Consider the following 23,235-nt stretch of genomic DNA (forward strand, 5'->3'; position numbering starts at 1 on the left):
CCAGGGAATATAACGATGGTTCAGGTCGTCGCCGCTGTGCAGTTCGCCTCAGCTTCGTCGGGGCGACCCGGCGAGCCGCCGACGGGCGGGCCGTAGGCTGGCGGAATGCCGGGCTCGCCGTACACCGATCTGGACCGCCCGCCGCTGTCGGCGGCGCGGCTGCGGCGGGCGCTGGTCGCCCCGTACGGGCCGTGGAACCGGCTGGAGCTGCGGGCGGAGACCGGCTCGACCAACGCCGACGCGGCGCAGGCGGCGCAGGCCGGCGAGCCGGAGGGCCTGGTCGTGGTCGCCGAGCGGCAGACCGCCGGGCGTGGCCGCCGGGGCCGGGTCTGGCAGTCGCCGCCGCGCGCCGGCATCGCGACCAGCGTGCTGCTCCGGCCCGGCGAGGCCGTCCCCGAGCGCGGCTGGCCGGCGGCGCCCTCGACCGGGTACGGCTGGCTGCCGCTGCTGGCCGGGGTGGCGCTGGTCGAGGCGGTGGCCCTGCTGGCGGAGCTGGACGCCGGCCTGAAGTGGCCGAACGACCTGCTGGTCGGCGACGCGAAGTGCGCCGGGATCCTCGCCGAGGCGGTGCCGGCGTCCCGGGCCGGTGAGCCGCCCGCGATCGTGCTCGGCGTCGGGCTGAACGTCACGCTGCGCGCCGACGAGCTGCCGGCGAACCCGACCGGGCTGCCCGCCACCTCGCTCCAGCTGGCGGGCGCGGCGGCGACCGACCGGGATCCGCTGCTGCGGGCCCTGCTGCGCGCGGTCGCCGACTGGTACGACCGCTGGCGCACCGCCGGTGGCGACGCGGTGGCCAGCGGGCTGCGTGACGCGTACCTGGCCGCCTGCGTCACGGTCGGCAAGGAGGTGAAGGTGCTGCTGCCGGACGGGACGGACGTCACCGGCCTGGCCACCGGCGTCGACCCGGACGGCCAACTCCTCCTCCGCACCGCGACCGGTGAGCGCCACCTGGCCGCCGGCGACGTCCTCCACCTGCGGTGACCCCACTGCCCGCGATCGTGCGGTTGACGCCGCGGCGAAAGGGATGAAAGCCCGAGCGAGGGCCGGCGAGTGCACGATCGCGCGTGGCGGGACGTGCCGCCCGCGCGGCTGATGTCCGGGCGCGGGTCGAGCGGTTACGGTCAGCGCGACTGTTCCTGCGAGGAGGTTCCCGTGGCGTTCCCCGAAGACGTGCTCACCGAGGACGAGCACGTCGTGCTGCATCTGCACCCGCACTGGAAGGCCCTGATCCGGCCGGTGGCGGTGCTGGTGCTCGCCGTCGGCGCGGTGGTGGCCGGTGTGGTCCTGCTGCCGTCCGGCGGGGGTGGGTCGATCGCGCTCGCCGTGATCGGGGTGCTGGCCCTGGTGGCGGTGCTCTGGCTGGCGCTCTGGCCGTTCCTGGTCTGGCGCACCACGCACTACCTGTTCACCAACGAGCGGGTGCTGCTCCAGCAGGGGGTGCTCTCCCGGGACCGCCGCGACATCCCGCTCACCCGGATCAACGACCACGCGATGAACCAGCGCTTCGTCGAGCGGCTGCTCGGCTGCGGCACGCTGACCATCGAGTCGGCCGGCGAGCGCGGCCAGTCCGTGCTCCACGACGTGCCCCGGGTGGGCCAGGTCCAGACCAAGCTCTACGAGCTGGTCGAGGCGCACCACGACAAGCACTCGCTCGGCGACGCCGAAGTGCGCGACATCCTCGCCGACCTCAACGAGGGCAAGCCGCTGCGCGATCCCACCACCTGACACCCGCCTGATCTCCGCTCGCCCCCGGCTCCCGGGCCGGTGGGCGCGCGGCGGCTTCGGGTCAGCGGCGTGGCGTGCGGCGGGAGGTGGCCTGGAGTTCGGCGGCGAGTTCGGCCTCGAGCTCGCGGTCCAGGGCGCCGACGCCGGCGTCGAGCGGCACCGGGCGGCCCTGCACCGGGGCGCCCGGGCCGGGCGCCGGTTCGGCGGCCGGTGCGCGTCTCCCGCCGGCCGGTGGCGGCTGGACCTCCTCCAGCTCGGAGATCGACTCGGCCAGCTCGGCCACCGGGTCCATCTCGGCCATGGTGTCCCACTCGTCGCGCGGGATGCTGTGCCAGGTCTGCTCGGCCGGCGCCGGGGCCGGCTGGAAGACGAAGGTGCGGTACGACCAGAACCGGAACAGCGTGGCCAGCAGCACGCCGCCGGTCTTGGCCACGTTCAACGCGAGCAGGCTGGTCACGCCGAGGCCGTACTTGGCCAGGGCGAGCACGCCCAACTCGATGAGCAGGCCGGTCGCATTGAACAGGAAGAACAGGGCGTATTCGCGCCGTAGGGCCGATTTCGGACGGTCGCGGTACGTCCAGTGCCGGTTCATCAGATACGACGTGATCGTCGCCACCACGGTGGCGATGACCGTGGCCTTGAGTTGACCGTCGACAAAAACGGTGAGTGCCAGCGCATTGAACACCGCGTAATTGATGACGGTGTTGATGCCGCCGACGATGCCGAATTTGAGCGCCTCGTGGATGAACTTCTGCCAGCGCTCGGGCAGCAGACGGACAAGACGCATGCGGAACACCTTAGGCCAGTGGACGGGGCCGGCAGGGGCCGGCCGGACGAGGTGGGCGGCAGGTCACGCCTCGGGTCGGTCGTGCGTCACTTCCGGAACGGCCGGAGTTCCCGCTTCCACGAAGACGAACCGTCGGTACGACCAGAATCGGAACAGCGTGCCGAGGCCGGTGCCCACGATGAAGCTGGCGATGTTGTCCGCCAGCGGGGTCTGGAACACCTCCGGCCAGATGCTGCCGAGCCCGTAACGGCTCACCGCGAGGCAGGCGACCGCGATGCCCAGGCCCACCCCGTTGAAGAAGAAGAACAGTGCGTACTCGCGGGCCGGGTTGGCCCCCCTGCGGTGCCGCCACGTCCAGAACCGGTTGCCCAGGAAGGCGACAGTGGCCGCGATGACCGTCGAGATGGTCTTCCCGATGACCGGCTCGACGTCGCGTACGCCGGTCAGGTAGTTGAAGAGCGCGAAGTCGATGAGGAAGGCGATCCCGCCCACCGTGGCGAACTTGCTCATCTCCCGGACGAGATGACCGAACCGGTCGAGCAGCGAGCGGACGAGACCCCGGCGGTTCCCCCGGGAGCTCGGCTCCTGCCGGGAGCTCGGCTCCCCGGTCATCGTCGCGGCCACGGAGCGAGCGTACCGGCTGCCGTCACCCGGTACGGGTAGCAACGGCGAGCCGCCTCGGCGGGTGCGATGTCGATGAACGGAGCGTAACCGTCGGGAGGGGAATCCGGCGTCGATTCGCGGGTAACCAGCCGGCGTGAGCCGGGTCGTACCGCGACGCCCCGGCGGGTCACCGATCCGCCGTCGGTCGAGGGTGCGCGACAGGATTTGCGTGAAACTGCGCGCGAAAGCGGGTATTAGCTCGTGATGCCGCAGCGTGACCGTACCTTGTGCAGTTCTTCACAACCAGTACCACTGACTGGCGAGGTCCACCGGTTTACGCTGAGCCCAATCCCAGGTTTCCACGAAGGCGACGCATCGCGCCGCCGAGACTCGTGCATCCCATACACCGGTCAGCGTCGACCACAAGGAGATGTGTCATGGTTGCTCCGGCTACCGTTCGGGGTATCGATCAGGCCCCGACGTCCCACCCCAAACTTCTCGCCTGGGTCCGTGAGGTCGCCGAACTGACCACCCCCGACCGGGTGGTCTGGGTGGACGGTTCCGACGAGGAATGGCGTCGGCTCACCGATGAACTGGTCGAGGCTGGCACCCTGATCCGGCTCAACCCCGAGAAGAAGCCCAACTCGTTCTACGCGCGCACCGACCCGACGGACGTCGCCCGGGTCGAGGAGCGCACCTTCATCTGCTCCGTCGACGAGGCGGACGCCGGCCCCACCAACAACTGGATGGCGCCGGCCGAGATGAAGCGGACGATGACGGAGCTCTACCGCGGGTCGATGCGCGGCCGCACGATGTACGTCATCCCGTTCTGCATGGGTCCGGTCGAGGCCGAGAACCCCATGTTCGGCGTGGAGATCACCGACAGCCCGTACGTGGTCGCCTCGATGCGCATCATGACCCGGATGGGGTCGAAGATCCTGGAGGCGATGGGCGACGACGCGGACTTCGTCCACGCGCTGCACTCCATCGGCGCCCCGCTCGCCCCGGGCCAGCAGGACGTGGCGTGGCCGTGCAACGAGACCAAGTACATCTCGCACTTCCCGGAGACCCGGGAGATCTGGTCCTTCGGCTCCGGCTACGGCGGCAACTCGCTGCTCGGCAAGAAGTGCTACTCGCTGCGGATCGCCAGCGTGATGGGACGGGACGAGGGCTGGCTCGCCGAGCACATGCTGATCCTGAAGATCACCTCGCCGGAGGGCCGGGTCTACCACATCGCCGGCGCCTTCCCGTCGGCCTGCGGCAAGACCAACCTCGCCATGCTGGAGCCGACCATCCCGGGCTGGAAGGTCGAGACGATCGGTGACGACATCGCCTGGATGCGGTTCGGCCCGGACGGCCGCCTCTACGCGATCAACCCCGAGTACGGCCTCTTCGGCGTCGCGCCGGGCACCGACTGGAAGACCAACGCCAACGCGATGCGGACGCTGGACCGCGGCAACTCCATCTTCACCAACGTGGCCCTGACCGACGACGGGGACATCTGGTGGGAGGGCATGGGCGAGCCGCCGGCACACCTGATCGACTGGAAGGGCAACGACTGGACGCCGGAGAGCGACAGCCTCTCCTCGCACGCGAACAGCCGGTTCTGCACCCCGATCACGCAGTGCCCGATCCTCGCCGAGGACTACTACGACCCGAACGGCGTGCCGATCGACGCGATCCTCTTCGGTGGCCGCCGCCGGGACACCGTCCCGCTGGTGACCGAGGCGCGCGACTGGGTGCACGGTGTCTACATGGGCGCCACGCTCTCCTCGGAGACCACCGCCGCCGCCTCCGGCGCGGTCGGCGTGGTCCGGCGCGACCCGATGGCGATGCTGCCGTTCATCGGCTACCACGCCGGTGACTACTTCCGGCACTGGATCGAGATGGGCAAGGGCGCCGACGGCGACGAGTCCAAGCTGCCGAAGATCTACTACGTCAACTGGTTCCGCAAGGACCCGGAGGGCAACTTCCTCTGGCCCGGCTTCGGCGAGAACTCCCGGGTGCTCAAGTGGATCATCGAGCGGATCGAGGGACGCGCCGAGGCGGTGGAGACCCCGATCGGCATGGTGCCGGCGCCGGACGCGCTCGACGTCGAGGGCCTGGACATGACCCCGGAGGACGTCCGGATCGCGCTCAAGGTGGACCCGGAGGAGTGGCGCAACGAGCTGCCGCTGGTCACCGAGTGGTTCGAGAAGTTCGGCGACAAGCTGCCCGGTGTGCTCTGGGCCGAGCTGGACGCGCTGCGCGCCCGGCTGGACGCCGAGCAGCCGCGCAGGTAGGTGTGACGGTTGCCCGTACCGGGCACCATCGGATCCCATGAGGACGGCCGCCGAGACCGAGGTCCGGCGGCCGTCCGCCGTCCGGGCGCTGACCGCGCTGCTCGCGCTGACCGCGGCGGCCACCGTCGCGGTCGAGCTGCTCAACTGGTGGTACGCCCCGGAGCAGGGCTTCGGGCTGGCCGTCCGGACCGGCTGGGCGATGCTGCGCTCGCTGGGTTTCCTGCTGCTGATCGGGCACGTCCGGCGCGGCCGGACGGTGGCCCGCCCGTTCGGGCTGATCCTCGCGGTGACCACGGTCTTCGCGGTCGGCCGGCTGATCGTGCCCCGGCAGGGGGTGCCGCCGCTGCCGGGCCTGGTCGGCTTCGCCGTGCTCAGCGCACTCTGCGCCGCCGTGGTCTGGCTGCTCTACCGCTCGCCGGCGCTGGCCGGGCACCTGGTGCGGCACCGGCCCCGGCTGGTCATCGACCGGTCGGGAATCTCCTGGCGGGAGACCCCGCCCCGCCGCCCGCAGGTCAGCGGCTGGCTGCTGACCAGCCGCGTGGCCGCGTTCACCTACAGCCCGCTGATGCTGGTCCCGGCGCTGGTGGCCGCCGCCGCGATCCTGGACGGCCGGCTGATCGCCGCGCCGGCGGTGCTGCTCTGGTTCGGCGCCGGCATCGCTACCAGCTACGCGGTGCTGCTCTGCACCGCCTTCCTGATGCGCGGCAAGCGGTGGGCCCGCAGCCTGCTGGTGGTGGTCACCCTCGTCGTGCTCGCCGTCGACATGCCCCTGTGCTGGTGGCTGCTCGGCGTGGACGGCCTGGTCCGCGACGGCGGCCCGCTGGTCGCCGCGGCCGCCCTGACCTTCTACGGCCTGTGGCGCGCCACCCGCGCCGAGCGCACCGCCCCGGCCTGACCTTCTACGGCCTGTGGCATGCCACCCGCGTCAAGCGCACCGGCCCGGCCTGAACGCGACGGGACGGGTGCCGGCCGGTCCCGACCGGTGGCGCTGACCCGGCGGTGCGACGCCCCGGGCGACCACCGCCAGCGGGAACACCACGAGTGCGGTCGGTGCGCTTCAGAGCTGCCCCGTCCATGGGACCAGTGGCCGGCGACCGGCCCTTCGGGCTGGGGCCTGGTCCTTCGGGCTGGGGCCCGGTCCTCTGGGCTGGCGCCCGGTCCTATGGCTGGCGACCCGATCCTCGCGTTCGCGCTCACCCCCGCATGCCCTCACAGACGGGGCAGCTCTGAAGCGTCTGGGGGAGGGGGTAGGCACCTGCCAGCCGGCCGGGGCCAGCCCCGCCAGCCACCACGGGGAGACGCCAGACCCGCTCGCCGGCGTCGAGGTGGCGCTGGGCCAGCCGCCGGGTGACCAGTTCGCCGTCGCGTGGTGTGGTAGCCGTCGCGTGGTGTGGTAGCCGTCGGCGTGGTGCGGTTAGCCGTCGCGTGGTGCGGTTGCCGTCGCGTGGTGCGGTGGTGGAGCGCTGAGACCGGGCGGGGGACTGCTGCGTATGCGGGGAAACGACCGGTCGCCGTGCATCGCCCTGCGGACGGACCCGCTTTCGACCGCCTCGGCGGAAGCCCGTGCGGCCGTGCGACGGGAAGGTCGACAGCGGCCGGGTGAGGGCCGGCCCGATCAGCGAAAACGAGGGACAGGGCCCGGTGCGGTATCGGCGATCGTGAGCGTGCGCGGGGCAGGATGGCCGGTGGGAGCCGCCGGTGTGGGGGACGCCGGGTGACGTGCACGCAGCGCACAGGGCCCGGGCGTAGCCGAGCCGCGGGCCGGAGGGAGGCGACGCGGTGAGCGACGAGTTCGACGTGGTGGTGGTCGGGGCCGGCCCGGCCGGGTCGGCCGCCGCCCTGGCGGCCCGCCGCCGAGGCGCGCGGGTGCTGCTGCTGGACCGGGCCGACTTCCCGCGGGACAAGGCGTGCGGGGACGGCGTCGCCGCGCACGCGCTGGACGTGCTCGCCGAACTCGGGGTGCCCGACGCGGTCGCCGGGTACCCGCCGCTGCCGGCGTTGCGGCTGATCGGCCCGGGCGGCGGCGCGGTGGCCCGGGCGCTGCCCCGGCCCGCGTACACGGTGCCCCGGGCGGTCTTCGACGCCCGGCTGGTGGCGGCGGCGGTGGCGGCCGGCGCGCGGCTGCGCCGCCACGCGGTGCGCCGGGTCGAGGTCCGCGCCGACCGGGTGGTGCTCGACGGCGAACTGTCCGCGCGGGCCGTGGTGGGGGCGGACGGCGCCGGGTCGGTGGTGCGGCGGGCGCTGGGCCACCCGGTGAACCCCGACCGGCACCTGGCGCTGGCCATCCGGGGGTACGCCCCGGCGCTGCCCGGCCCGCCCGAGCAGCTCATCGTCACCTCGGCGCCGCGCTGGCCGGCGTACGCCTGGTCGTTCCCGATCGGCGACGGCCGGGCGAACGTCGGGTACGGGGAGGTGTTGCGCGGCGAGCCGCTGACCCGCGCCCACCTGCTCGACCGGCTCGGCGCGCTGCTGCCCGGGACGGACCCGGCCACGGTCGGTGACCTGCGCGCCCACCACCTGCCGCTGTCCACCCACCGCCCGCCGCCCGGCCGGGGCCGGGTGGTGCTCGCCGGCGACGCGCTCTCGCTGATCAACCCGTTCACCGGCGAGGGGATCTTCTACGCCCTGCTCTCCGGCGCGCTGGCCGGCGCGGCGGCGGCCGGCGCCCCCGAGCAGGCCGGCCGCCGGTACGCCGCCGCGCTGCGCCGCCGCCTCGGCACCCACCTGCGGCACAGTTCGGTCGCGGCCTGGCTGGCCCGGCGGCGGCGGGTGGTCGACGCGGCGGTCCGCGCGGCTCGCCGCGACGACCGGACCTACCGGGCCATCGTCGAGCTGGGGCTGGGCGACGGCCGGCTGGACGCGCGGACGCTGGGCATGATCGTCATCGGTCTGTCGGCGTGGGAACGGGCTCCGGGGCCGTGATCGGCCCGGCAGGTCGCTACGCTGCAAGGTGATGACGCTGCGGAACCTTCTCTACTCCGTGTACGAGCGCCGGCTGACGGCGAAGCTCGCGGGCAAGCCGGTGCCCCGGCACGTCGGCGTGATGTGCGACGGCAACCGTCGGTGGGCCAAGGAGATGGGCTTCGTCGACCCGAACGACGGGCACCGGGTCGGCGCCGCCAAGATCAAGCACGTGCTGGGCTGGTGTGACCAGGCCGGGATCGCGCACGTCACGCTCTATCTGCTCGCCACCGACAACCTGCGCCGGCCGGCCAGCGAGCTGGACCCGCTGCTGGAGATCATCGAGCGCCTGGTCGTCGAGCTGGCCGAGGAGGGCAACCCCTGGCGGCTGCGCATGGTCGGCGCGCTCGACGTGCTCCCGGCGCAGACCGCCGCCTCGCTCAAGGCGGCCGAGGAACGCACCCGGGAGCGCAGCGGCGGAGCCGAGGTCAACATCGCGGTCGGCTACGGCGGCCGGCGGGAGATCACCGACGCGGTGCGCTCGCTGCTGCTGGAGCACGCCGCCGCCGGCGGCACCATCGAGGAGCTGGCCGAGGTGCTGGACGTCGAGCACATCGCCGAGCACCTCTACACCCGCGGCCAGCCCGACCCCGACCTGGTCATCCGCACCAGCGGCGAGCAGCGCCTCTCCGACTTCATGCTCTGGCAGTCGGCGCACTCCGAGTTCTACTTCTGCGAACTCAACTGGCCCGACTTCCGGCACATCGACTTCCTCCGCGCCCTGCGCTCGTACGCCAACCGCCAGCGCCGCTACGGCGCCTGACCGCCGGGCTGCACTCGGGGCGCCGGCGGCGCGGCGTGGTCAGCGGAGGTGGTGGGCGGCCTGGGTGAGGAAGTCGCCCAGGGCGGCGGGGGAGTCGATGGTGAGGTCGGCCGCTGAGGCCACCTCGTCGCCGGTCTCCGGGTTGGCCACGGCGACGCAGACGCCGTAGAACGCCGGGTCGGCGGCGACCCGGGCGCGCAGCGCCGCGAACGCCTTGATGTCGGAGACGTCGTCGCCGAAGTACCAGGCCGCTCCGGCGTCCCGGATCACCTCGCCGATCACCAGCCCCTTGTCCCGGTCGACCGGGGGCTTGAGCTCCAGCACCATCCGGCCGGCCTGCATCCGCAGCCCGAGCCGCTCGGCCTGGGCCCGGCCCCACTCCTCGACGGCGGCGGCGAGCTGGGGTGCGGTGCGGTAGTGCAGCGCCACGGAGAGCCGCTTGTACTCGACCAGGGCGCCGGGCGGCAGCTCCGCCCGGGCCAGGTCGGCCAGGTCGGCCATGGTCGGCACCCAGGGCAGCGCGGCCGGCTCGGTCACCGTCTCGCCACCGGAGTGGCTGTGCTCCAGCCCGTAGAGGCCGTACAGGTCCACGCCGGTGAGCCCGCCGAAGTGGTCACGGAGGAACTCGACCGGCCGGGCGGAGACGATCGCGATCCGCCGGACCGCCGGCGCGAGCGCCTCGATCGCCTCGAGCACCTTCGGCGCCGGCCGCACCGCGGTCGGGTCGTCGCCCACCGGGGCGAGGGTGCCGTCGAAGTCGAAGAAGAGCACGGTCTCGGCCGCCCGGGGCGCGGTCGTCCGCCACGCCTGGTCGACGTCCAACGGGGTCCTCGGCTGCTGGTTGCCCAGATTCAACGGCGGCACGCGCGACAGCGTACCCCGGCTCCGAGGGGTCATTCCTCGGCCGGAAAGGCGGCCTGGCGCGGGAGGTCAGCCTTCGGCGGCTCCCCGTCCCCGGCGTCCGAACGGCACGACCGCCGCGTCCTGGCCGTGGCTGAGCAGGTAGCCCTCCACGAAGCCGGTGTTGCGGTCGCCGGTGTGGGCCTCGATCTCGTTGAGTCGCGCCACCATGAACTCGGTGAGCGCGCTGACCCGGTCGTTCAGCCGGTCGTGCAGCTCGGCGACGACGGCCAGGACGACCGCGGTGCCGGCGGTGGTGAGCGCGAAGAGATTGACGAGCAGGGGAAGCTGCCCGCCGTCGACCGCGAGGGTCACCGCGTTCCCGGTCGCGCACAGTGTCAGCGACACGGTGGCCACTACGACTGCCAACCATTTCAGGGTCATGGACAGACCCCTCCTTCTGTCCCGCAGGGCTGGGTTCGGCCTTGTCCCGTCCCCCCGCCGACGACGAGCCCAAGCAGTACGAATAGGGACGCTAGCGCGCCCGTTCCGGCCCCGGAGCGAAACGAATGAGTCTGACCTGCTGTTCTTTCGCCATCTGAGGAACTAGCCGGCTTGTTTACCTCGCTTTCGGACATCGACCGGCAGGGTTGGGCGGTATGCGAGGTAACGGATGGTCTCTCGAATGTGGAACTTCTCCGCGTCGGAAACGTTGGGGTCGACCAGCCGGCGCAGCAGCGCCTCGACGTCCGGGTCCATCGGCGGGGGCGTCGGGGTGCTCCGCGGCCGGGCGGCCCGGTCCCAGCCCAGTGCGGCGAACGCGGTGGCCGGATCGAGGCCGAGCCCTTCGCAGAAGGCGACCACGCGTTCCGCCTCGGGGTCGCTGGCCCAGTCGCCGCGTACCCAGCGGTTGATGGTCTGTCGGGAGACTCCGGTGCGTCGGGAGACCTCGGTGCCGCTCCAGGCCCGGGTGGCGCGCGCCTCGTCGAGCGCGCGGCGGACGAAGGTGGCGAAGGCGATCTTCCGTGCGTTGGCCGTCTCGGTCACGTCGCGACGGTACGGCCAGTTCGTCGTCGACGGGCGCCCCGGCACGCTCCTGTCACGCTGACGTGACGGGATCTTCGGATTCCCCGTTAACGATCCAGTGCGCTTTTCGAGGGGTGTCACGCGGGCAGAATAGATGCCCGTAGGTGCGGGGGTAAACGGACGAAAAGCTGATACTGTCACGCTCATGAGACAACCTACGGTGTGTCACGTGCTTGAGACGATCAGTGCTCACATGCGTCACGCCCCCGGCGCGAGGGGGGTGTGGTGACCGAGCTCGCTACCCGTGCCCAGGCATTCGCCCTGATCGCCGACGGGGTGGCCGCGGGCCTCAGCGCGCCGTGGCGGCTCTATCTCGCCCGAGGCTGCCGGTTCCTCTCCCTCAGCGTCGCCGACCGGGCCGAGTGGAACGCGTGGCGCACCCATCTCGGCTGCCCCGAACTCAGCGTCCGGGTCTACGACGCCGGCGGCGAGATCCGCCGTTCGTCGGTGGCCGAGGTGGTCCTCGACGGCTGCCGGATCAGCGTCGAGCTGGTCGAGGAGGTCAGCACGGACGACCTGGACCGGCTCCTGGTGGTCGACCCCACCTCGGTCGAGCCGGAGGAGCGATGACCCGGTACCCCCGACCGACCGGAGCCGCCCGATGAGCCCCTTCCTCGCGGTCTTCCTCGTCCTCCTGCTCGGCTCGACCAGCTATGCGGCCGGGCGGCTGCACGGTCAGCTCAGCTACCGGATCGGCTACCGGTTCGGCTACCGGCAGGGCTACTTCGACGGCGACCGGGGCGCCTGGAACCGCCGGCGCCGCGACGCCCAGGCGGCCATCGCCTCCGCGCTGTCCACCCCGCCGCCGACCACCCGGGTCAGCGCCACGGTGGTCCGTCCGGGCACCACGTACACCGGCTCGTCGTTCTCGGCGCCGGCCGCCCCGGTCACCGGGCGGCACCCGACCGGCACCCTCGTCCGACGGACCGGCTGAGCCCGGTCGACGGGGTACCCGAGAGCCCCGCCGGCCGGACCCAGGGCACGGTGCGTCGTCCGCGGCGGACACGCACCGTCGGGGCCACGTCAGACCGGTGACGGTGGTCCCCGCCGGCCGGGATGCGCGCAGGGGGCATGCATCCCGGCCGGTTCCGCCGCGCCCGAGAACGGCTCCGAGCCGGGGTCACACGTCGTTGACGGGAGCGTTACCAGAGATCCACGATCGCCCTCTAGCCGGGACGGTCGCGCGCGGCTAGCGTCTAGGCATGGCACGGGGTTGTCCCGGGCCAGCCGGCCAGCCCGGACCTGCGACCTCGCACACGGGGCCCGCATCCGACCCCGTGTCCCCGGGCACCGGACGAGGCGGAACGCGGGTGGCCGGGTGCCCATCCGCCGGAGCAGGCCTGTGACGACTCGCCGTACGACCGCCGGTGTCGACCAGACCCCGGCCGCGACTGCCACGACCCGCCGCGCCACCCGGAGCCGCCGTACGGCGGCCGCCGCGCCGGCCGATCCCGAGGAGCCCCGACCAGGCGGCCAGGCCTTCGTCCTGGACACCTCGGTACTGCTCTCCGACCCGGCGGCCTTCCACCGCTTCGCCGAGCACGAGGTGGTGCTGCCGCTGGTGGTGATCTCGGAGCTGGAGGGCAAGCGGCACCACCCGGAGCTGGGTTGGTTCGCCCGGCAGTCCCTGCGCATGCTGGACGAGCTGCGGGTGCGGCACGGCCGGCTGGACCGGCCGGTGCCCGCCAACGACGCCGGCGGCACGCTGCGCGTCGAGCTGAACCACACCGACGACGGGGTGCTGCCGCCCGGCTTCCGCAACGAGAGCAACGACGCCCGGATCCTCTCCGTGGCGCTGAACCTGGCTGCCGAGGGGCGCGAGGTCACCCTGGTCAGCAAGGACATGCCGCTGCGGGTCAAGGCCGCCTCGGTGGGCCTGCGCGCGGACGAGTACCGGCACGGCCAGGCCAGCGACCCGACCTGGACCGGGATGTCCGAACTGGAGCTGGCCGAGGAGGAGATCGGCCGCCTCTACGCCGGTGAGACGCTCGACCTGGACGGCGCCGCCGGCCTGCCCTGCCACACCGGCCTGGTGCTGCAGTCGGCCCGGGGCTCCGCGCTCGCTCGGGTGCTGCCCGACAAGACGGTCCGGCTGGTCCGCGGCGACCGGGAGGCGTTCGGCGTGCACGGCCGCTCGGCCGAGCAGCGGATCGCCCTCGACCTGCTGCTGGACGAGTCGATCGGGATCGTGTCGCTGGGTGGCCGGGCCGGCACCGGCAAGTCGGCGCTCGCGCTCTGCGCCGGACTGGAGGCGGTGATGGAACGCCGCCGGCACCGGAAGGTGATCGTCTTCCGGCCGCTGTACGCGGTCGGCGGGCAGGAACTGGGCTACCTGCCCGGATCGGAGTCGGAGAAGATGTCGCCCTGGGCGCAGGCGGTCTTCGACACCCTCGGCTCGGTGGTGCACGAGAACGTGCTGGAGGAGGTCACCTCGCGCGGCCTGCTGGAGGTGCTGCCGCTGACCCACATCCGGGGCCGCAGCCTGCACGACGCCTTCGTCATCGTGGACGAGGCGCAGTCGCTGGAGCGCGGGGTGCTGCTGACCGTGCTGTCCCGGATCGGCCAGGGCTCTCGGGTGGTGCTCACCCACGACGTCGCCCAGCGGGACAACCTCCGGGTCGGTCGGCACGACGGCGTGACCGCCGTCATCGAGGCCCTGAAGGGCCATCCGCTCTTCGCCCACGTCACGCTCAGCCGTTCGGAGCGTTCTCCGATCGCCGCGATGGTGACGGATCTGCTGGAGGACATCCCGACCTGACGACCGTTTCCTGGGCGTTTGTCCGCATTTTCGTAGTGGTGCAAGTCACAATTGAGGCTCTTGGTTTCCCATCAGCCTCACTGTGCGCGATGGTGTCCCACGAGCGCCCAGGTACCGGGAAGATCGTTGGTGATCGTTCGTCACACGGCGGACGGCCCCGGCGGTGCGGCCCGGCGAGCCGGTCGTCACCGGCCCAGGGCCGCCGGCGCTCACGGCGTGGACCGCCCGGCCAGGGCGTCCTCCGTGCCGTGTCCTTGCACCCGACGAAGGGACCACTTCGTGAGTCGGCTGTGGAGCCGGTTCGGCGCCCGCACGGCCGCTGTCGCGCTGCTCTCCGTGGGCGTTGCCGGCGGTTTCTACCTGGGCGAAGACCGGGAGACCCAGCAGCAGGGCCTGACCGCGCAGGCTTCAGTCGCGGTCGAGCAGGCCGAGTTCGACTACCAGCGCGAGCGGCACGCCGCCCACCAGCTGGAATCCGCCAAGCAGCGGGCCGCCGAGTACCAGGCCAAGCTGCGCGCGGAGGCGGCCGCCAAGGAGGCCGCCCGGCGGGCCCGCGAGGCCGAGGCCGCCGCGGCGTCGCGGAAGAAGGCGCGGGAAGAGGCGGAGCGCAAGGCGGCCGAGAGCAAGCCGTACGACGGGCCGATCCCGGCGTCCTGCGCCGAGTTCAGCGGCAACCGGAAGGTCGGGTGCGCGCTGATGCTCGATGCGGGCTTCGCGATCGACCAGTTCCCCTGCCTGAACAAGCTCTGGGACAAGGAGAGCGGCTGGAACCACAAGGCCCGCAACTCCTCCTCCGGGGCGTACGGCATCCCGCAGGCGCTGCCGGGCAGCAAGATGGGTTCGGTCGCCGACGACTGGCAGACCAACCCGGCCACCCAGATCAAGTGGGGCCTCGGTTACATCGAGGGCCGTTACGGCACGCCCTGCAAGGCGTGGGCCCACTCCCAGGACGTGGGCTGGTACTGATCGCGGCGACCATTCCGGCGCGGCGGGCCTGACCCCGCGCCGCGATGTCCGGAACGGCCGGCGGGGCGGGTGGCGTGCCACCCGCCCCGCCGCCGTCGCGGATCGCCGATCCGGGCCCTGAGTGGCGGCGGCCGGCGATTGCTGATAGCCATTGGAGGGTGACCCTGCTCCCCGGAAGCGGCGACCCGCACCGGTTCGGCACCGAGGCGTTCTACGCCGCGCTCGGCCGGGCCTTCGTCGCCATGTGCGCCGTGGTGCCGTTCCTGTTCCTCGTCGAGGCCGCCGACCAGGGCCTGGCCTTCGGGTTGGACGCCGCCGCCGGGATCATCCCGCAGCGCATCGACGGGCTGGACGGGGTCTTCTTCTCGCCGTTCCTGCACCACGGCTTCGACCACCTCTACAGCAACAGCATCCCGCTGATCCTGCTCGGCACCTTCGTGCTGGCCGCGGGCGCCCGCCGGTTCCTCTGGTCCACCCTGGTGATCGTGCTGGTCAGCGGGCTCGGGGTGTGGTTCACCGGCTCGTCCAACTCGGTGGTGGTGGGCGCCAGCGGGGTCATCTTCGGCTACCTGGGCATCCTGCTCACCCGGGGCATCGTCGAGCGGAGCTGGTGGAACTTCGCTGTCGTCCTGCTGGTCGGCCTCCTCTACGGCTGGCAGCTGGTCGGCATCCTGCCCACCGACGACCGGATCTCCTGGCAGGGGCACCTGTTCGGGCTGCTCGGCGGGGTGGTGGCCGCGATCGTCTTCCGGCGCCGCCGCCCCGACCTCGGCGGCCCCTACCACTCCGAGTCCTCGCTCACCCTGCCCTGACCAGGCCACCGGCGTCGCCCGCGGCGCGGTGGGACGTACTTGCCCGGGCCCGCCGCCGGCCCTACCGTCGGGATCAGCACGCGTAGATCCGTGAGCGGAAAGCGACGGTACGCCCATGCGCGAGGTCGATGTCGCGGTGATCGGGGCCGGCCCGGCCGGGCTGTTCGCGGCGTACTACGCCGGGTTCCGCGGGCTGTCCGTCGCGGTGGTCGACGCACTGCCCGAGCCCGGCGGGCAGATCACCGCCATGTACCCGGAGAAGCTGATCCATGACGTGGCCGGCTTCCCGTCCATCAAGGGGCGCGACCTGGTGGCGAACCTGGTCGCCCAGGCCGCCCCGTTCGACCCGCTCTACCTGCTCGGCGCCCGGGCCGAGAAGCTCGGCTACGCCGGCGAGCGCCCGGTGCTCGGGCTGGCCGGTGGCGAGCAGGTGAGCTGCGGCGCGGTCATCATCACCGGCGGGCTGGGCAGCTTCACGCCCCGCCCGCTGCCGGTCGCCGAGCACTTCGTCGGCGCCGGGATCGTCTACTTCGTCCCGCAGCCGGCCGAGCTGGCCGACCGGGACGTGCTGATCGTCGGCGGCGGCGACTCGGCGTTCGACTGGGCGGCCACCCTCCAGCCGCTGGCCCGGTCGGTGACCCTGGTGCACCGGCGGGAGAAGTTCCGGGCGCACGCCGCCACTGTCGCCCGGGTGCTGGCCATGCCGGTGCGGGTGGTGGTCAACGCCGAGGTGACCCGGCTGCACGGCGACGGCTCGGTGACCGGCGCCGAGATCACCGTACGCGGCGGCGCCGCCGAGACCCTGCCGGTGGACACCGTGATCGCGGCGCTCGGCTTCACCGCCGACCTCGGGCCGCTCGCCGAGTGGGGACTGCGGCTGGACCGCCGGCACATCGTGGTCGACAGCGCGATGGCGACCAACCTGCCCCGGATCTTCGCGGCCGGCGACATCACCGAGTACCCGGGCAAGGTGCGGCTGATCGCGACCGGCTTCGGGGAGGCCGCCACCGCGGTGAACAACGCGGCGGTGGCCATCGACCCGAGCGCCCACCTCTTCCCCGGGCACTCCTCCGACGGCACCTGACGCAGCGGTACCGGATGCTGGCCCGGTCGTGGCCGGATCGAGATCCGTTGCTGCGACCGTGGGCCGATGAGCGACCCGAACCCGCAGCGTGACGGCGCGCCGGCGACCCTGGCCTGGCTGGGCCATCCGACGACGGTCGCCGCCCTGGTCCTCCTCGTGGTCAACGACCACCTGCTCAAGCCGGCCTTCCCGGGCCTGCTGACCGGGAAGCTCAGCGACGTCGCCGGACTGGTCCTCGCGCCGCCGCTGGTCGCGGTGCTGCTCACCCTGCTGGCGCCGCGACTGCCGGCCCGAACCGCCGCCGTGGCCGGGCTCGGTCTCGTCGCCGCCAGCTTCACCGCTGTCAAGTCCAGCGGGTACGTCGCCGCCGGCGCGTCGGCCCTCTGGACCGTGACCAGTGGACCGTCGCTGGTCCGGGCGGACCGCACCGACCTGCTCGCCCTGCCCGCTCTCGCTCTGGCCGGGTGGGGCTGGTCCCGGGCCCGGCGGGAACCCGTGCGCGGCCGTTCGGCGCGGCTGGTCCGGTTGCTGGTGCTACTGCCGGCGGCGACGTTCGCCGTGGCGGCCACCAGCGCGGTGCACTACCCGGACGCGTCGCGGGCCGAAGTCGTGGACGGTCGGCTGGCCGCCGGCATCGGCGACAGCTACGACGACCACGCGTCCGGCGTCCCCTCCTGGCGGGTGAGTGACGACGCGGGGGTCACCTGGCGTGACGCTGACCCCCGCGAAGCGCAGGCGCTGGCGGGCGAGCCGGGGTCGGCGGTCGAGCCGTTGCGCCGGAGCTGCTCGGTGGCCGTGCCGGCGCGCTGCTACCGCCTGGTGGCCGGCCGGATCCGGGTGGACGAGAGCGACGACGGCGGCCGCTCGTGGCGACTGGCCTGGGAGGTGACTGAGGCGCAGCGGGCGGTCCTGATCCGCCAGTACCCCCAGTCGGGACGCAACGGCACCCGGATAGTCGGCCAGGAACTGGCCGTGCAGGACACCGCCGACGGCCGGCACGTGGTGCTCGTCGCCAACGGCCGGGATGGCTTCGCCCTCCGTGGCCCCGACGGGACCTGGCAGCGGGTCGGCTTCGTCGGCGCGCAGGTGAGCGGGCATCCGTTCGACGGACGCCCTCCGACGCTCGGCCGGAGCACTCCCGCCGACCGGGGCGGGGATCCGCTCCGGGCCGCGATGTTCGGGCTCACCCTGGGCGTCGCGGTGCTCCTCCTGTCCGCCGCGCGGGCCGGGCGTCGCGCCGGATACGGTCCGTGGCTGCCGGTCTGCCTGGCCTCGCTCGGCGCCATCGCCGCGACCCTGCTGGCCGCGGTGTGGCTGGACCAGTCCGTCACCGCGATCGCGGCGTTGCTCGCCCTCCTCGTGGCGCTACTGGCCGGGATGCTGTTCGCGCTGGTACCGCTCTGGAGCCGGGGCGCACCCGGCCGGTGGAGCCTGGAGGTGCTGCTGGCCGGCGCCGTCGCCGTGGCCCTGGCCGCGCTGCCGTTGACGGGATGGCTCTACGGCCGGCCGGCGTACGCCCGGGTGGCGGTGTTGCTGGCGGTGCTGGCCGCCGGGCCGGGACTGGTGCTGGGATGGCGGGCGGCACGGTTGGTCGGCGCCGGCAGCCCGGATGATCCTGACCCGCCCTGGCCTGCGCCGCGCCCCGCCGGCCCCGCGCCCGGTGTGCCGGACGGCGGCCGGGTCAAGCCGGACGCGGGAGGCCGATGAGGTCGGCCATCAGCGCGATCTGGTGGTCGAAGTAGTGGTCCCGGTGCGGGAGCGCGCGGTTGATCCGGCCGAACAGCTCGAAGCTGATCAGCCCGAAGAGCTGGGTCCAGCCGGCCATGCCGCGGGCCAGCAGCGCCTCGGGCAGGCCGCCACCGAGCTGCGCGGCCAGCTCCGCCAGGTCGGCGCGGAGCGGCCCGGCCGGCTCGGTGGCCGGCGGCGGCTCGATCCGGCCGGCGGCGAACCCGTCGCGCAGGATGCCGATCAGGGTCAGCGGCGGCCGCTGGGCCGGCCCGATGGTGGCGTCCGGGGCGGCGTAGCCGGGCACCGGGCTGCCGTAGAGCAGCGCGTACTCGGCGGGATGGGCGAGCGCCCAGCCGCGGGCCGCGCGGCAGACCGCGTGCCAGCGCCCGCGCAGGTCGGCGCGGTCGCGGTCGGCGTCCGCGGCCTCCACCGCGCTGCCCAGCGCGTCGTACGCCTCGATGATCAGCGCGGTGAGCAGCTCGTCCCGACTGGGGAAGTAGCGGTAGATCGCCGACGAGACCATGCCCATGTCGCGGGCCACCGCCCGCAGGGAGAGGTTGGCGCCGTCGGTGGCCAGGTGCCGCCGGGCCACCGCCTTGATCTCGTCGATCATCTCGGCGCGGACCCGGGCGCGGATCGAGGACGCGGACATGCGTTCACCCTGCCATGGAGAGAGCGCGTATCAAAATCGAGAGCACTGCTCTTGACGCGGCCCGGCCGGCGCGGGCATGCTGGTGCTCTACCGAGAGCAGTGCTCTCAAAACGTATGACCGCTCTGGAGAGTGAATCCTGATGGCACTGCATGTGATCGTCGGCGCCGGTCCGGTCGGCTCGGCCACCGCCCGACTCCTGGCCGACCGGGGCGAGCGGGTGCGGCTGGTGACCCGCCGCGGTGGGGGGCCGGAGCACCCGGGCGTCGAGCGGGTAGCGGCGGACGCCACGGACGCCGAGCGGCTGGCCGAGCTGACCACCGGCGCGGTGGCGCTCTACAACTGCGCGAACCCGGCCTACCACCGGTGGACCACGGACTGGCCGCCGCTGGCCGGCGCGCTGCTCACCGCCGCCGAGCGCGGCGGCGCGGTGCTCGCCACGGTCGGCAACCTCTACGGCTACGGCCCGGTCGACGCGCCGATGACCGAGTCGACGCCGCTGCGGCCGAACAGCGTGAAGGGCCAGGTCCGGGTGCGGATGTGGACGGACGCGCTGGCCGCCCACCGGGCCGGCCGGGTCCGGGTCAGCGAGGTGCGGGGCTCCGACTACCTGGGCGCCGGCGCGCAGTCGCTGGTGACCATGCTGGTGCTGCCCCGGGTGGCGGCCGGCCGGCGGGCGCTGGTGCCGGCCGACCTGGACGCGCCGCACAGCTGGACGTACGTCGGTGACGTGGCCCGGACGCTGGTCGCGGTGGCCGGTGACGAGCGCGGCTGGGGCCGCCCCTGGCACGTGCCGTCACCGCCGGCGGTCTCGATCCGGGAACTGGCCACCCGGGCGGCGACCGTGGCCGGCGCGCCGGCCCCGCGGTTGACCCGGATGCCCGGCCCGGTGCTCTGGCTCGGCGGGCTGTTCGACCCGACCGCGAAGGAGATGCGCGAGGTGGCCTACCAGTTCGAGCGGCCGTTCCTGCTCGACTCCACGGCCACCACGGCGACCTTCGGCATCGACCCCACACCGCTCGACGAGGCGCTCGCCGCCACCCTGCCCGCCCCGGCCCGGGTCACCGGCTGACCCACCGGCGTTCGTCCCGGGTGACGCCCGGCCGTCGGTCGCCGGCCCCACCCGCTCAGCGGATGGCGGGGCGGCGCACGGGTGGGCCCACGGCGGCCACCACCACCGCGACCAGGGTCAGCGCCGCGCCCAGCAGCGTGGCCGGGCCGGGGTGCGAGGCCGCGGTGGGCAGCACCAGGTCGACCAGCACGGCGCCGACCACCTGGCCGGCGATGGTGGCCAGGCCGAGCAGCAGCACGCCGGTGAACCGGACGATCGCGGCGGCGAGCGCGATGAACACGATGCCGATCGGGCCGCCCAGGTAGAGCCAGGGCTCGCTGGGCAGCCCGCCCGTCGGGCGGCCGCGTACCGCCAGGTCGACGGCGAACGTGACGAGCAGGGCCAGCGTGCCGGCGGTGAAGTTGACCAGCGTGGCGGTCAGCGCGCTGCCGGTGGCCACCCGTACCCGGCCGTTGACCGCCTGCTGCCAGGCGATGGCCACCCCGGCGAGCAGCGGCAGCACGGCCAGCGCCAGCGCGGCCGGGTCGCCGAACCGGTCGCCGACGGCGAGCAGCACGGCGACCACGGTCAGCCCGGCGCCGGCCAGCCGCTGGCCGGTGACCGGTTGCCGGCCGGCCGGGCCGACCCCGGCGCGGTCCACGGCCAGGCTGCTCGCCGACTGGCCGGCGACCACCGCCACGGTGAAGACCGCCACACCGAGCGCGCCGATGGTCAGCCCCTGGCTGGCCACGAGGAACGCGCCGCAGACGCCGCCCAGGCACTGCACCGGCCGCAGCTCGCCGGCGGCCAGCGCGCGGCGCAGGGCGGCCAGCCCCCGCCGCCCGGTCGGCGTCGCGGGCACCAGCACCAGCAGCACCAGCAGGCCCAGCCCGAAGGAGACCACCGCGGCGGCGATCCCGTCGGCCAGCCGTACGCCCAACTCGCCGTTGATCCGGGACTGCACGGCCACGGCGACCCCGGAGGCGATCGCCAAGCCCACCCCGACGATCCGGCGGGTCGCCGGCGGGACGGGTCGGACCGTCGTCCCGGCGGCGCTCACTCCTGCTCGGCCAGCGGACGGCCGTCGAAGTCGACGGCCGAGTAGAGCGCCAGCTTCTCCAGCCGGTGGTACGAGTCGATCACCCGGATGGTGCCGCTCTTAGAGCGCATCACGATCGACTGGGTGTACGCCCCACCGGCCTTGTAGCGGACCCCGCGCAGCAGGTCGCCGGAGGTGACGCCGGTGGCCACGAAGAAGCAGTTGTCCCCGGTGACCAGGTCGTCGGTGGTGAGCACCCGGTCCAGGTCGTGCCCGGCGGCGAGCGCCTTCTCCCGCTCCTCGTCGTCGCGCGGCCAGAGCTTGGCCTGCATCGCCCCGCCCATGCACTTGAGCGCGCAGGCGGCGGTGATCCCCTCCGGCGTACCGCCGATGCCCATCAGCACGTCGACGTCCGACTCGCCGCGGGCGGCGGCGATGGCGCCCGCGATGTCCCCGTCGGAGATGAACCGGATGCCGGCGCCGGTCCGGCGGATCTGCGCGACCAGGTCGTCGTGCCGGGACCGGTCGAGCACGCAGACCGTCACCTCGGAGACGTCGGTGCCCTTGACCTTGGCGATCCGGCGCAGGTTCTCGGCCACCCCGGCGTTGATGTCCACCACGTCGGCGTAGACCGGGCCGACGGCGAGCTTCTCCATGTAGAAGACCGCGCTGGGGTCGAACATCGCCCCCCGCTCGGCGACCGCGAGCACCGCCAGGGCGTTCGGCATGCCCTTGCTCATCAGGGTGGTGCCGTCGATCGGGTCGACCGCGACGTCCACCTCCGGGCCGGTGCCGTCGCCGACCTCCTCGCCGTTGAACAGCATCGGCGCGTTGTCCTTCTCGCCCTCGCCGATCACCACCACGCCCCGCATCGGGATCGAGTTGATCAGCTTGCGCATCGCGTCGACGGCGGCCCCGTCGCCGCCCTCCTTGTCGCCCCGGCCGACCCACCGGCCGGCCGCCATCGCCGCGGCTTCGGTGACCCGGACCAGGTCGAGGGCAAGGTTGCGGTCGAGATCCTGTGGGATCCGCGTCCTGGTGTTCGTCATGACGGCTCCTCCTCGCGACGGTGCGGGGTGGGCCGGCAGCATTCGGTGTCGCGGCTGCCGGTTTGTCGCTGATCCTCACACGATGGCCGACCCGACGCCGGGGCGGGGCGGTGATGGCCCGGATACCGCCGGTCGGGCGGTGCGGGAAGATGGCACGGTGGAACCCGCACAGCCTGCCGATCGCGTACCCGCCGACTCGACCCCGCCGGAGGGCCACCCACCGGTGCCGGAGGGCGCCCGACCGCCCGTTGCCCCGGCCGCCGAGCCGGCCCTGGTCGAGCCCGGCCCGGCCGCCCGCGTACCCGGCGAAGGGGCCGGCGGCGCCGAGGTCGACGGCGCCGCGGAGACCGGGGAGGTGCCCGCCCCGCCGCCGCGGGTGGACGCGGGCAAGTCCGAGCGGTCACCCAAGGACATGGCCATCTCGCTGTTGGTGCTGCTGATCCCGATCGCCCTGCTGCTCGCCTTCTACCGGGGCTTCCTCGGCGGCGACGAGCCGATCACCGTCGATCCGGCGCCGGCCGTCGAGTCGGCCCGGGCGGCCAACGCGTTCCCGGTGGCCGTTCCGGCCGACCTGGGCGACGGCTGGCGGACGGTCAGCGCCAACTTCCAGACCGTCGAGGGCGGGTCGACGCTGCGCCTGGGCTACCTCACCCCGGAGGGTCGGGGCGCCCAGCTGGTGCAGAGCAACGTGCCGGCGGAGCGGCTGCTGCCGACCGAGCTGACCGACCAGGGCCAGCCGCAGGGGCAGACCGACCTGGGCGGGCGCACCTGGCAGCGGTACACCGCCCGGGGCAACGAGCAGGCGCTGGTGCTGCTGGAGCCGAACCGGACGGTGATCGTGGTGGGTGACGCCCGGGACAACGAACTGCGCCACCTCGCCACCTCGCTGCGCTGAGGAGCGCCGGCCGACCCCGCCATCGACGACCACTTGTGCGCCCCGGTGGCCCCCACGAGGTCGGTCGGGTCGGTTAGGCTGCCCCGGCTCACCGCCCCGGCCCGGTCCGACCAGCCGGTGGGGTGACCATCACCGTGCCCGCCGACTCCGTCGGCC

General features: G+C 73.5%; 23 protein-coding genes. 15 read left to right on the forward strand and 8 right to left on the reverse strand.

Annotated elements, in window-relative coordinates; all coding sequences use genetic code 11:
* Nucleotides 1–105 precede the first annotated feature (105 nt).
* Together SM577_RS14915 and SM577_RS14920 are read left to right on the forward strand one after the other, a co-directional pair.
* Complete coding sequence (locus SM577_RS14915) at nt 106–981, forward strand: biotin--[acetyl-CoA-carboxylase] ligase (protein ID WP_302918239.1); 876 nt, start codon at nt 106–108, stop codon at nt 979–981.
* Nucleotides 982–1,152: 171 nt separating this feature from the next.
* Nucleotides 1,153–1,725, forward strand: coding sequence for a PH domain-containing protein (locus SM577_RS14920; RefSeq protein WP_474587124.1), 573 nt, complete (start codon nt 1,153–1,155; stop codon nt 1,723–1,725).
* A 61-nt stretch (nt 1,726–1,786) separates the two neighbouring features.
* On the opposite strand, the gene SM577_RS14925 is transcribed toward SM577_RS14920, so the two are convergent.
* On the reverse strand, nt 1,787–2,512 hold the full coding sequence (locus SM577_RS14925; protein ID WP_302918237.1) for a GtrA family protein: 726 nt from the start codon (nt 2,510–2,512) through the stop codon (nt 1,787–1,789).
* 63 nt (nt 2,513–2,575) lie between these two features.
* Nucleotides 2,576–3,124: a GtrA family protein gene (locus SM577_RS14930; RefSeq protein ID WP_474587251.1), complete on the reverse strand. Its 549-nt coding sequence runs from the start codon at nt 3,122–3,124 to the stop codon at nt 2,576–2,578.
* 428 nt (nt 3,125–3,552) lie between these two features.
* Here SM577_RS14930 and SM577_RS14935 point away from each other — a divergent pair, with 428 nt between their 5' ends.
* From SM577_RS14935 to SM577_RS14950, 4 genes are all read left to right on the forward strand, one after another.
* Nucleotides 3,553–5,397, forward strand: coding sequence for a phosphoenolpyruvate carboxykinase (GTP) (locus tag SM577_RS14935; RefSeq protein WP_302918235.1), 1,845 nt, complete (start codon nt 3,553–3,555; stop codon nt 5,395–5,397).
* A 37-nt stretch (nt 5,398–5,434) separates the two neighbouring features.
* The gene (locus tag SM577_RS14940; RefSeq protein WP_474587125.1) at nt 5,435–6,292 is read left to right on the forward strand and encodes a hypothetical protein; all 858 of its coding nucleotides are present in this window, start codon (nt 5,435–5,437) and stop codon (nt 6,290–6,292) included.
* An 884-nt stretch (nt 6,293–7,176) separates the two neighbouring features.
* On the forward strand, nt 7,177–8,319 hold the full coding sequence (locus tag SM577_RS14945; protein ID WP_474587126.1) for a geranylgeranyl reductase family protein: 1,143 nt from the start codon (nt 7,177–7,179) through the stop codon (nt 8,317–8,319).
* A 31-nt stretch (nt 8,320–8,350) separates the two neighbouring features.
* On the forward strand, nt 8,351–9,121 hold the full coding sequence (locus SM577_RS14950; protein ID WP_302918232.1) for an isoprenyl transferase: 771 nt from the start codon (nt 8,351–8,353) through the stop codon (nt 9,119–9,121).
* Between the two features lie 39 nt (nt 9,122–9,160).
* On the opposite strand, the gene otsB is transcribed toward SM577_RS14950, so the two are convergent.
* The 3 genes from otsB to SM577_RS14965 form a co-directional block, all read right to left on the reverse strand.
* Entirely contained in the window at nt 9,161–9,985 is an 825-nt protein-coding gene (gene otsB / locus SM577_RS14955; RefSeq protein WP_302918231.1) for a trehalose-phosphatase, read from the reverse strand.
* 66 nt (nt 9,986–10,051) lie between these two features.
* Complete coding sequence (locus tag SM577_RS14960) at nt 10,052–10,405, reverse strand: hypothetical protein (protein ID WP_302918230.1); 354 nt, start codon at nt 10,403–10,405, stop codon at nt 10,052–10,054.
* Between the two features lie 162 nt (nt 10,406–10,567).
* A complete protein-coding gene (locus SM577_RS14965) occupies nt 10,568–11,008 on the reverse strand; it encodes a helix-turn-helix domain-containing protein (RefSeq protein ID WP_302918229.1) in 441 nt (146 codons plus the stop codon).
* 264 nt (nt 11,009–11,272) lie between these two features.
* Here SM577_RS14965 and SM577_RS14970 point away from each other — a divergent pair, with 264 nt between their 5' ends.
* From SM577_RS14970 to SM577_RS15000, 7 genes are all read left to right on the forward strand, one after another.
* Entirely contained in the window at nt 11,273–11,617 is a 345-nt protein-coding gene (locus SM577_RS14970; RefSeq protein WP_302918228.1) for a hypothetical protein, read from the forward strand.
* Between the two features lie 31 nt (nt 11,618–11,648).
* The gene (locus tag SM577_RS14975; protein ID WP_088996011.1) at nt 11,649–11,981 is read left to right on the forward strand and encodes a hypothetical protein; all 333 of its coding nucleotides are present in this window, start codon (nt 11,649–11,651) and stop codon (nt 11,979–11,981) included.
* A gap of 408 nt (nt 11,982–12,389) precedes the next feature.
* On the forward strand, nt 12,390–13,805 hold the full coding sequence (locus tag SM577_RS14980; protein WP_302918227.1) for a PhoH family protein: 1,416 nt from the start codon (nt 12,390–12,392) through the stop codon (nt 13,803–13,805).
* Between the two features lie 279 nt (nt 13,806–14,084).
* Nucleotides 14,085–14,771, forward strand: a complete 687-nt coding sequence (locus SM577_RS14985; RefSeq protein WP_302918226.1) for an aggregation-promoting factor C-terminal-like domain-containing protein — start codon at nt 14,085–14,087, stop codon at nt 14,769–14,771.
* A 158-nt stretch (nt 14,772–14,929) separates the two neighbouring features.
* A complete protein-coding gene (locus SM577_RS14990) occupies nt 14,930–15,583 on the forward strand; it encodes a rhomboid family intramembrane serine protease (protein ID WP_302918225.1) in 654 nt (217 codons plus the stop codon).
* A gap of 115 nt (nt 15,584–15,698) precedes the next feature.
* Nucleotides 15,699–16,667 (forward strand): NAD(P)/FAD-dependent oxidoreductase, encoded by a 969-nt coding sequence (locus SM577_RS14995; protein ID WP_302918224.1) that lies wholly within the window; start codon nt 15,699–15,701, stop codon nt 16,665–16,667.
* A 66-nt stretch (nt 16,668–16,733) separates the two neighbouring features.
* Nucleotides 16,734–18,374 (forward strand): hypothetical protein, encoded by a 1,641-nt coding sequence (locus tag SM577_RS15000; protein ID WP_474587127.1) that lies wholly within the window; start codon nt 16,734–16,736, stop codon nt 18,372–18,374.
* Here SM577_RS15000 and SM577_RS15005 read toward each other — a convergent pair.
* Nucleotides 18,349–19,047, reverse strand: coding sequence for a TetR/AcrR family transcriptional regulator (locus SM577_RS15005; RefSeq protein ID WP_474587128.1), 699 nt, complete (start codon nt 19,045–19,047; stop codon nt 18,349–18,351). The genes SM577_RS15000 and SM577_RS15005 overlap by 26 nt on opposite strands.
* Nucleotides 19,048–19,187: 140 nt before the next feature.
* On the opposite strand from SM577_RS15005, the gene SM577_RS15010 reads away from it, so the two are divergent.
* On the forward strand, nt 19,188–20,117 hold the full coding sequence (locus SM577_RS15010) for an NAD-dependent epimerase/dehydratase family protein (RefSeq protein ID WP_474587129.1): 930 nt from the start codon (nt 19,188–19,190) through the stop codon (nt 20,115–20,117).
* A 55-nt stretch (nt 20,118–20,172) separates the two neighbouring features.
* Here SM577_RS15010 and SM577_RS15015 read toward each other — a convergent pair whose 3' ends face one another.
* Together SM577_RS15015 and glpX are read right to left on the reverse strand one after the other, a co-directional pair.
* Nucleotides 20,173–21,156, reverse strand: coding sequence for a DMT family transporter (locus SM577_RS15015; RefSeq protein WP_302918220.1), 984 nt, complete (start codon nt 21,154–21,156; stop codon nt 20,173–20,175).
* Complete coding sequence (gene glpX, locus SM577_RS15020) at nt 21,153–22,184, reverse strand: class II fructose-bisphosphatase (RefSeq protein WP_302918219.1); 1,032 nt, start codon at nt 22,182–22,184, stop codon at nt 21,153–21,155. The genes SM577_RS15015 and glpX overlap by 4 nt, the downstream gene beginning before the upstream one ends.
* A gap of 157 nt (nt 22,185–22,341) precedes the next feature.
* Here glpX and SM577_RS15025 point away from each other — a divergent pair, with 157 nt between their 5' ends.
* Nucleotides 22,342–23,079, forward strand: coding sequence for a DUF4245 domain-containing protein (locus tag SM577_RS15025; RefSeq protein ID WP_302918218.1), 738 nt, complete (start codon nt 22,342–22,344; stop codon nt 23,077–23,079).
* Nucleotides 23,080–23,235 lie beyond the last annotated feature (156 nt).

The sequence above is a fragment of the Micromonospora desertarenae genome, assembly GCF_056150265.1.

Bases quoted from the DNA above. Each gene is read 5' to 3' on its own strand.
- SM577_RS14915 (WP_302918239.1), top strand. From the start codon at position 106: ATGCCGGGCTCGCCGTACACCGATCTGGACCGCCCGCCGCTGTCGGCG.
- SM577_RS14925 (WP_302918237.1), bottom strand. From the start codon at position 2,512: ATGCGTCTTGTCCGTCTGCTGCCCGAGCGCTGGCAGAAGTTCATCCAC.
- SM577_RS14930 (WP_474587251.1), bottom strand. From the start codon at position 3,124: ATGACCGGGGAGCCGAGCTCCCGGCAGGAGCCGAGCTCCCGGGGGAAC.
- SM577_RS14935 (WP_302918235.1), top strand. From the start codon at position 3,553: ATGGTTGCTCCGGCTACCGTTCGGGGTATCGATCAGGCCCCGACGTCC.
- SM577_RS14940 (WP_474587125.1), top strand. From the start codon at position 5,435: ATGAGGACGGCCGCCGAGACCGAGGTCCGGCGGCCGTCCGCCGTCCGG.
- SM577_RS14950 (WP_302918232.1), top strand. From the start codon at position 8,351: ATGACGCTGCGGAACCTTCTCTACTCCGTGTACGAGCGCCGGCTGACG.
- SM577_RS14960 (WP_302918230.1), bottom strand. From the start codon at position 10,405: ATGACCCTGAAATGGTTGGCAGTCGTAGTGGCCACCGTGTCGCTGACA.
- SM577_RS14975 (WP_088996011.1), top strand. From the start codon at position 11,649: ATGAGCCCCTTCCTCGCGGTCTTCCTCGTCCTCCTGCTCGGCTCGACC.
- SM577_RS14995 (WP_302918224.1), top strand. From the start codon at position 15,699: ATGCGCGAGGTCGATGTCGCGGTGATCGGGGCCGGCCCGGCCGGGCTG.
- SM577_RS15000 (WP_474587127.1), top strand. From the start codon at position 16,734: ATGAGCGACCCGAACCCGCAGCGTGACGGCGCGCCGGCGACCCTGGCC.
- SM577_RS15005 (WP_474587128.1), bottom strand. From the start codon at position 19,047: ATGTCCGCGTCCTCGATCCGCGCCCGGGTCCGCGCCGAGATGATCGAC.
- SM577_RS15010 (WP_474587129.1), top strand. From the start codon at position 19,188: ATGGCACTGCATGTGATCGTCGGCGCCGGTCCGGTCGGCTCGGCCACC.
- glpX (WP_302918219.1), bottom strand. From the start codon at position 22,184: ATGACGAACACCAGGACGCGGATCCCACAGGATCTCGACCGCAACCTT.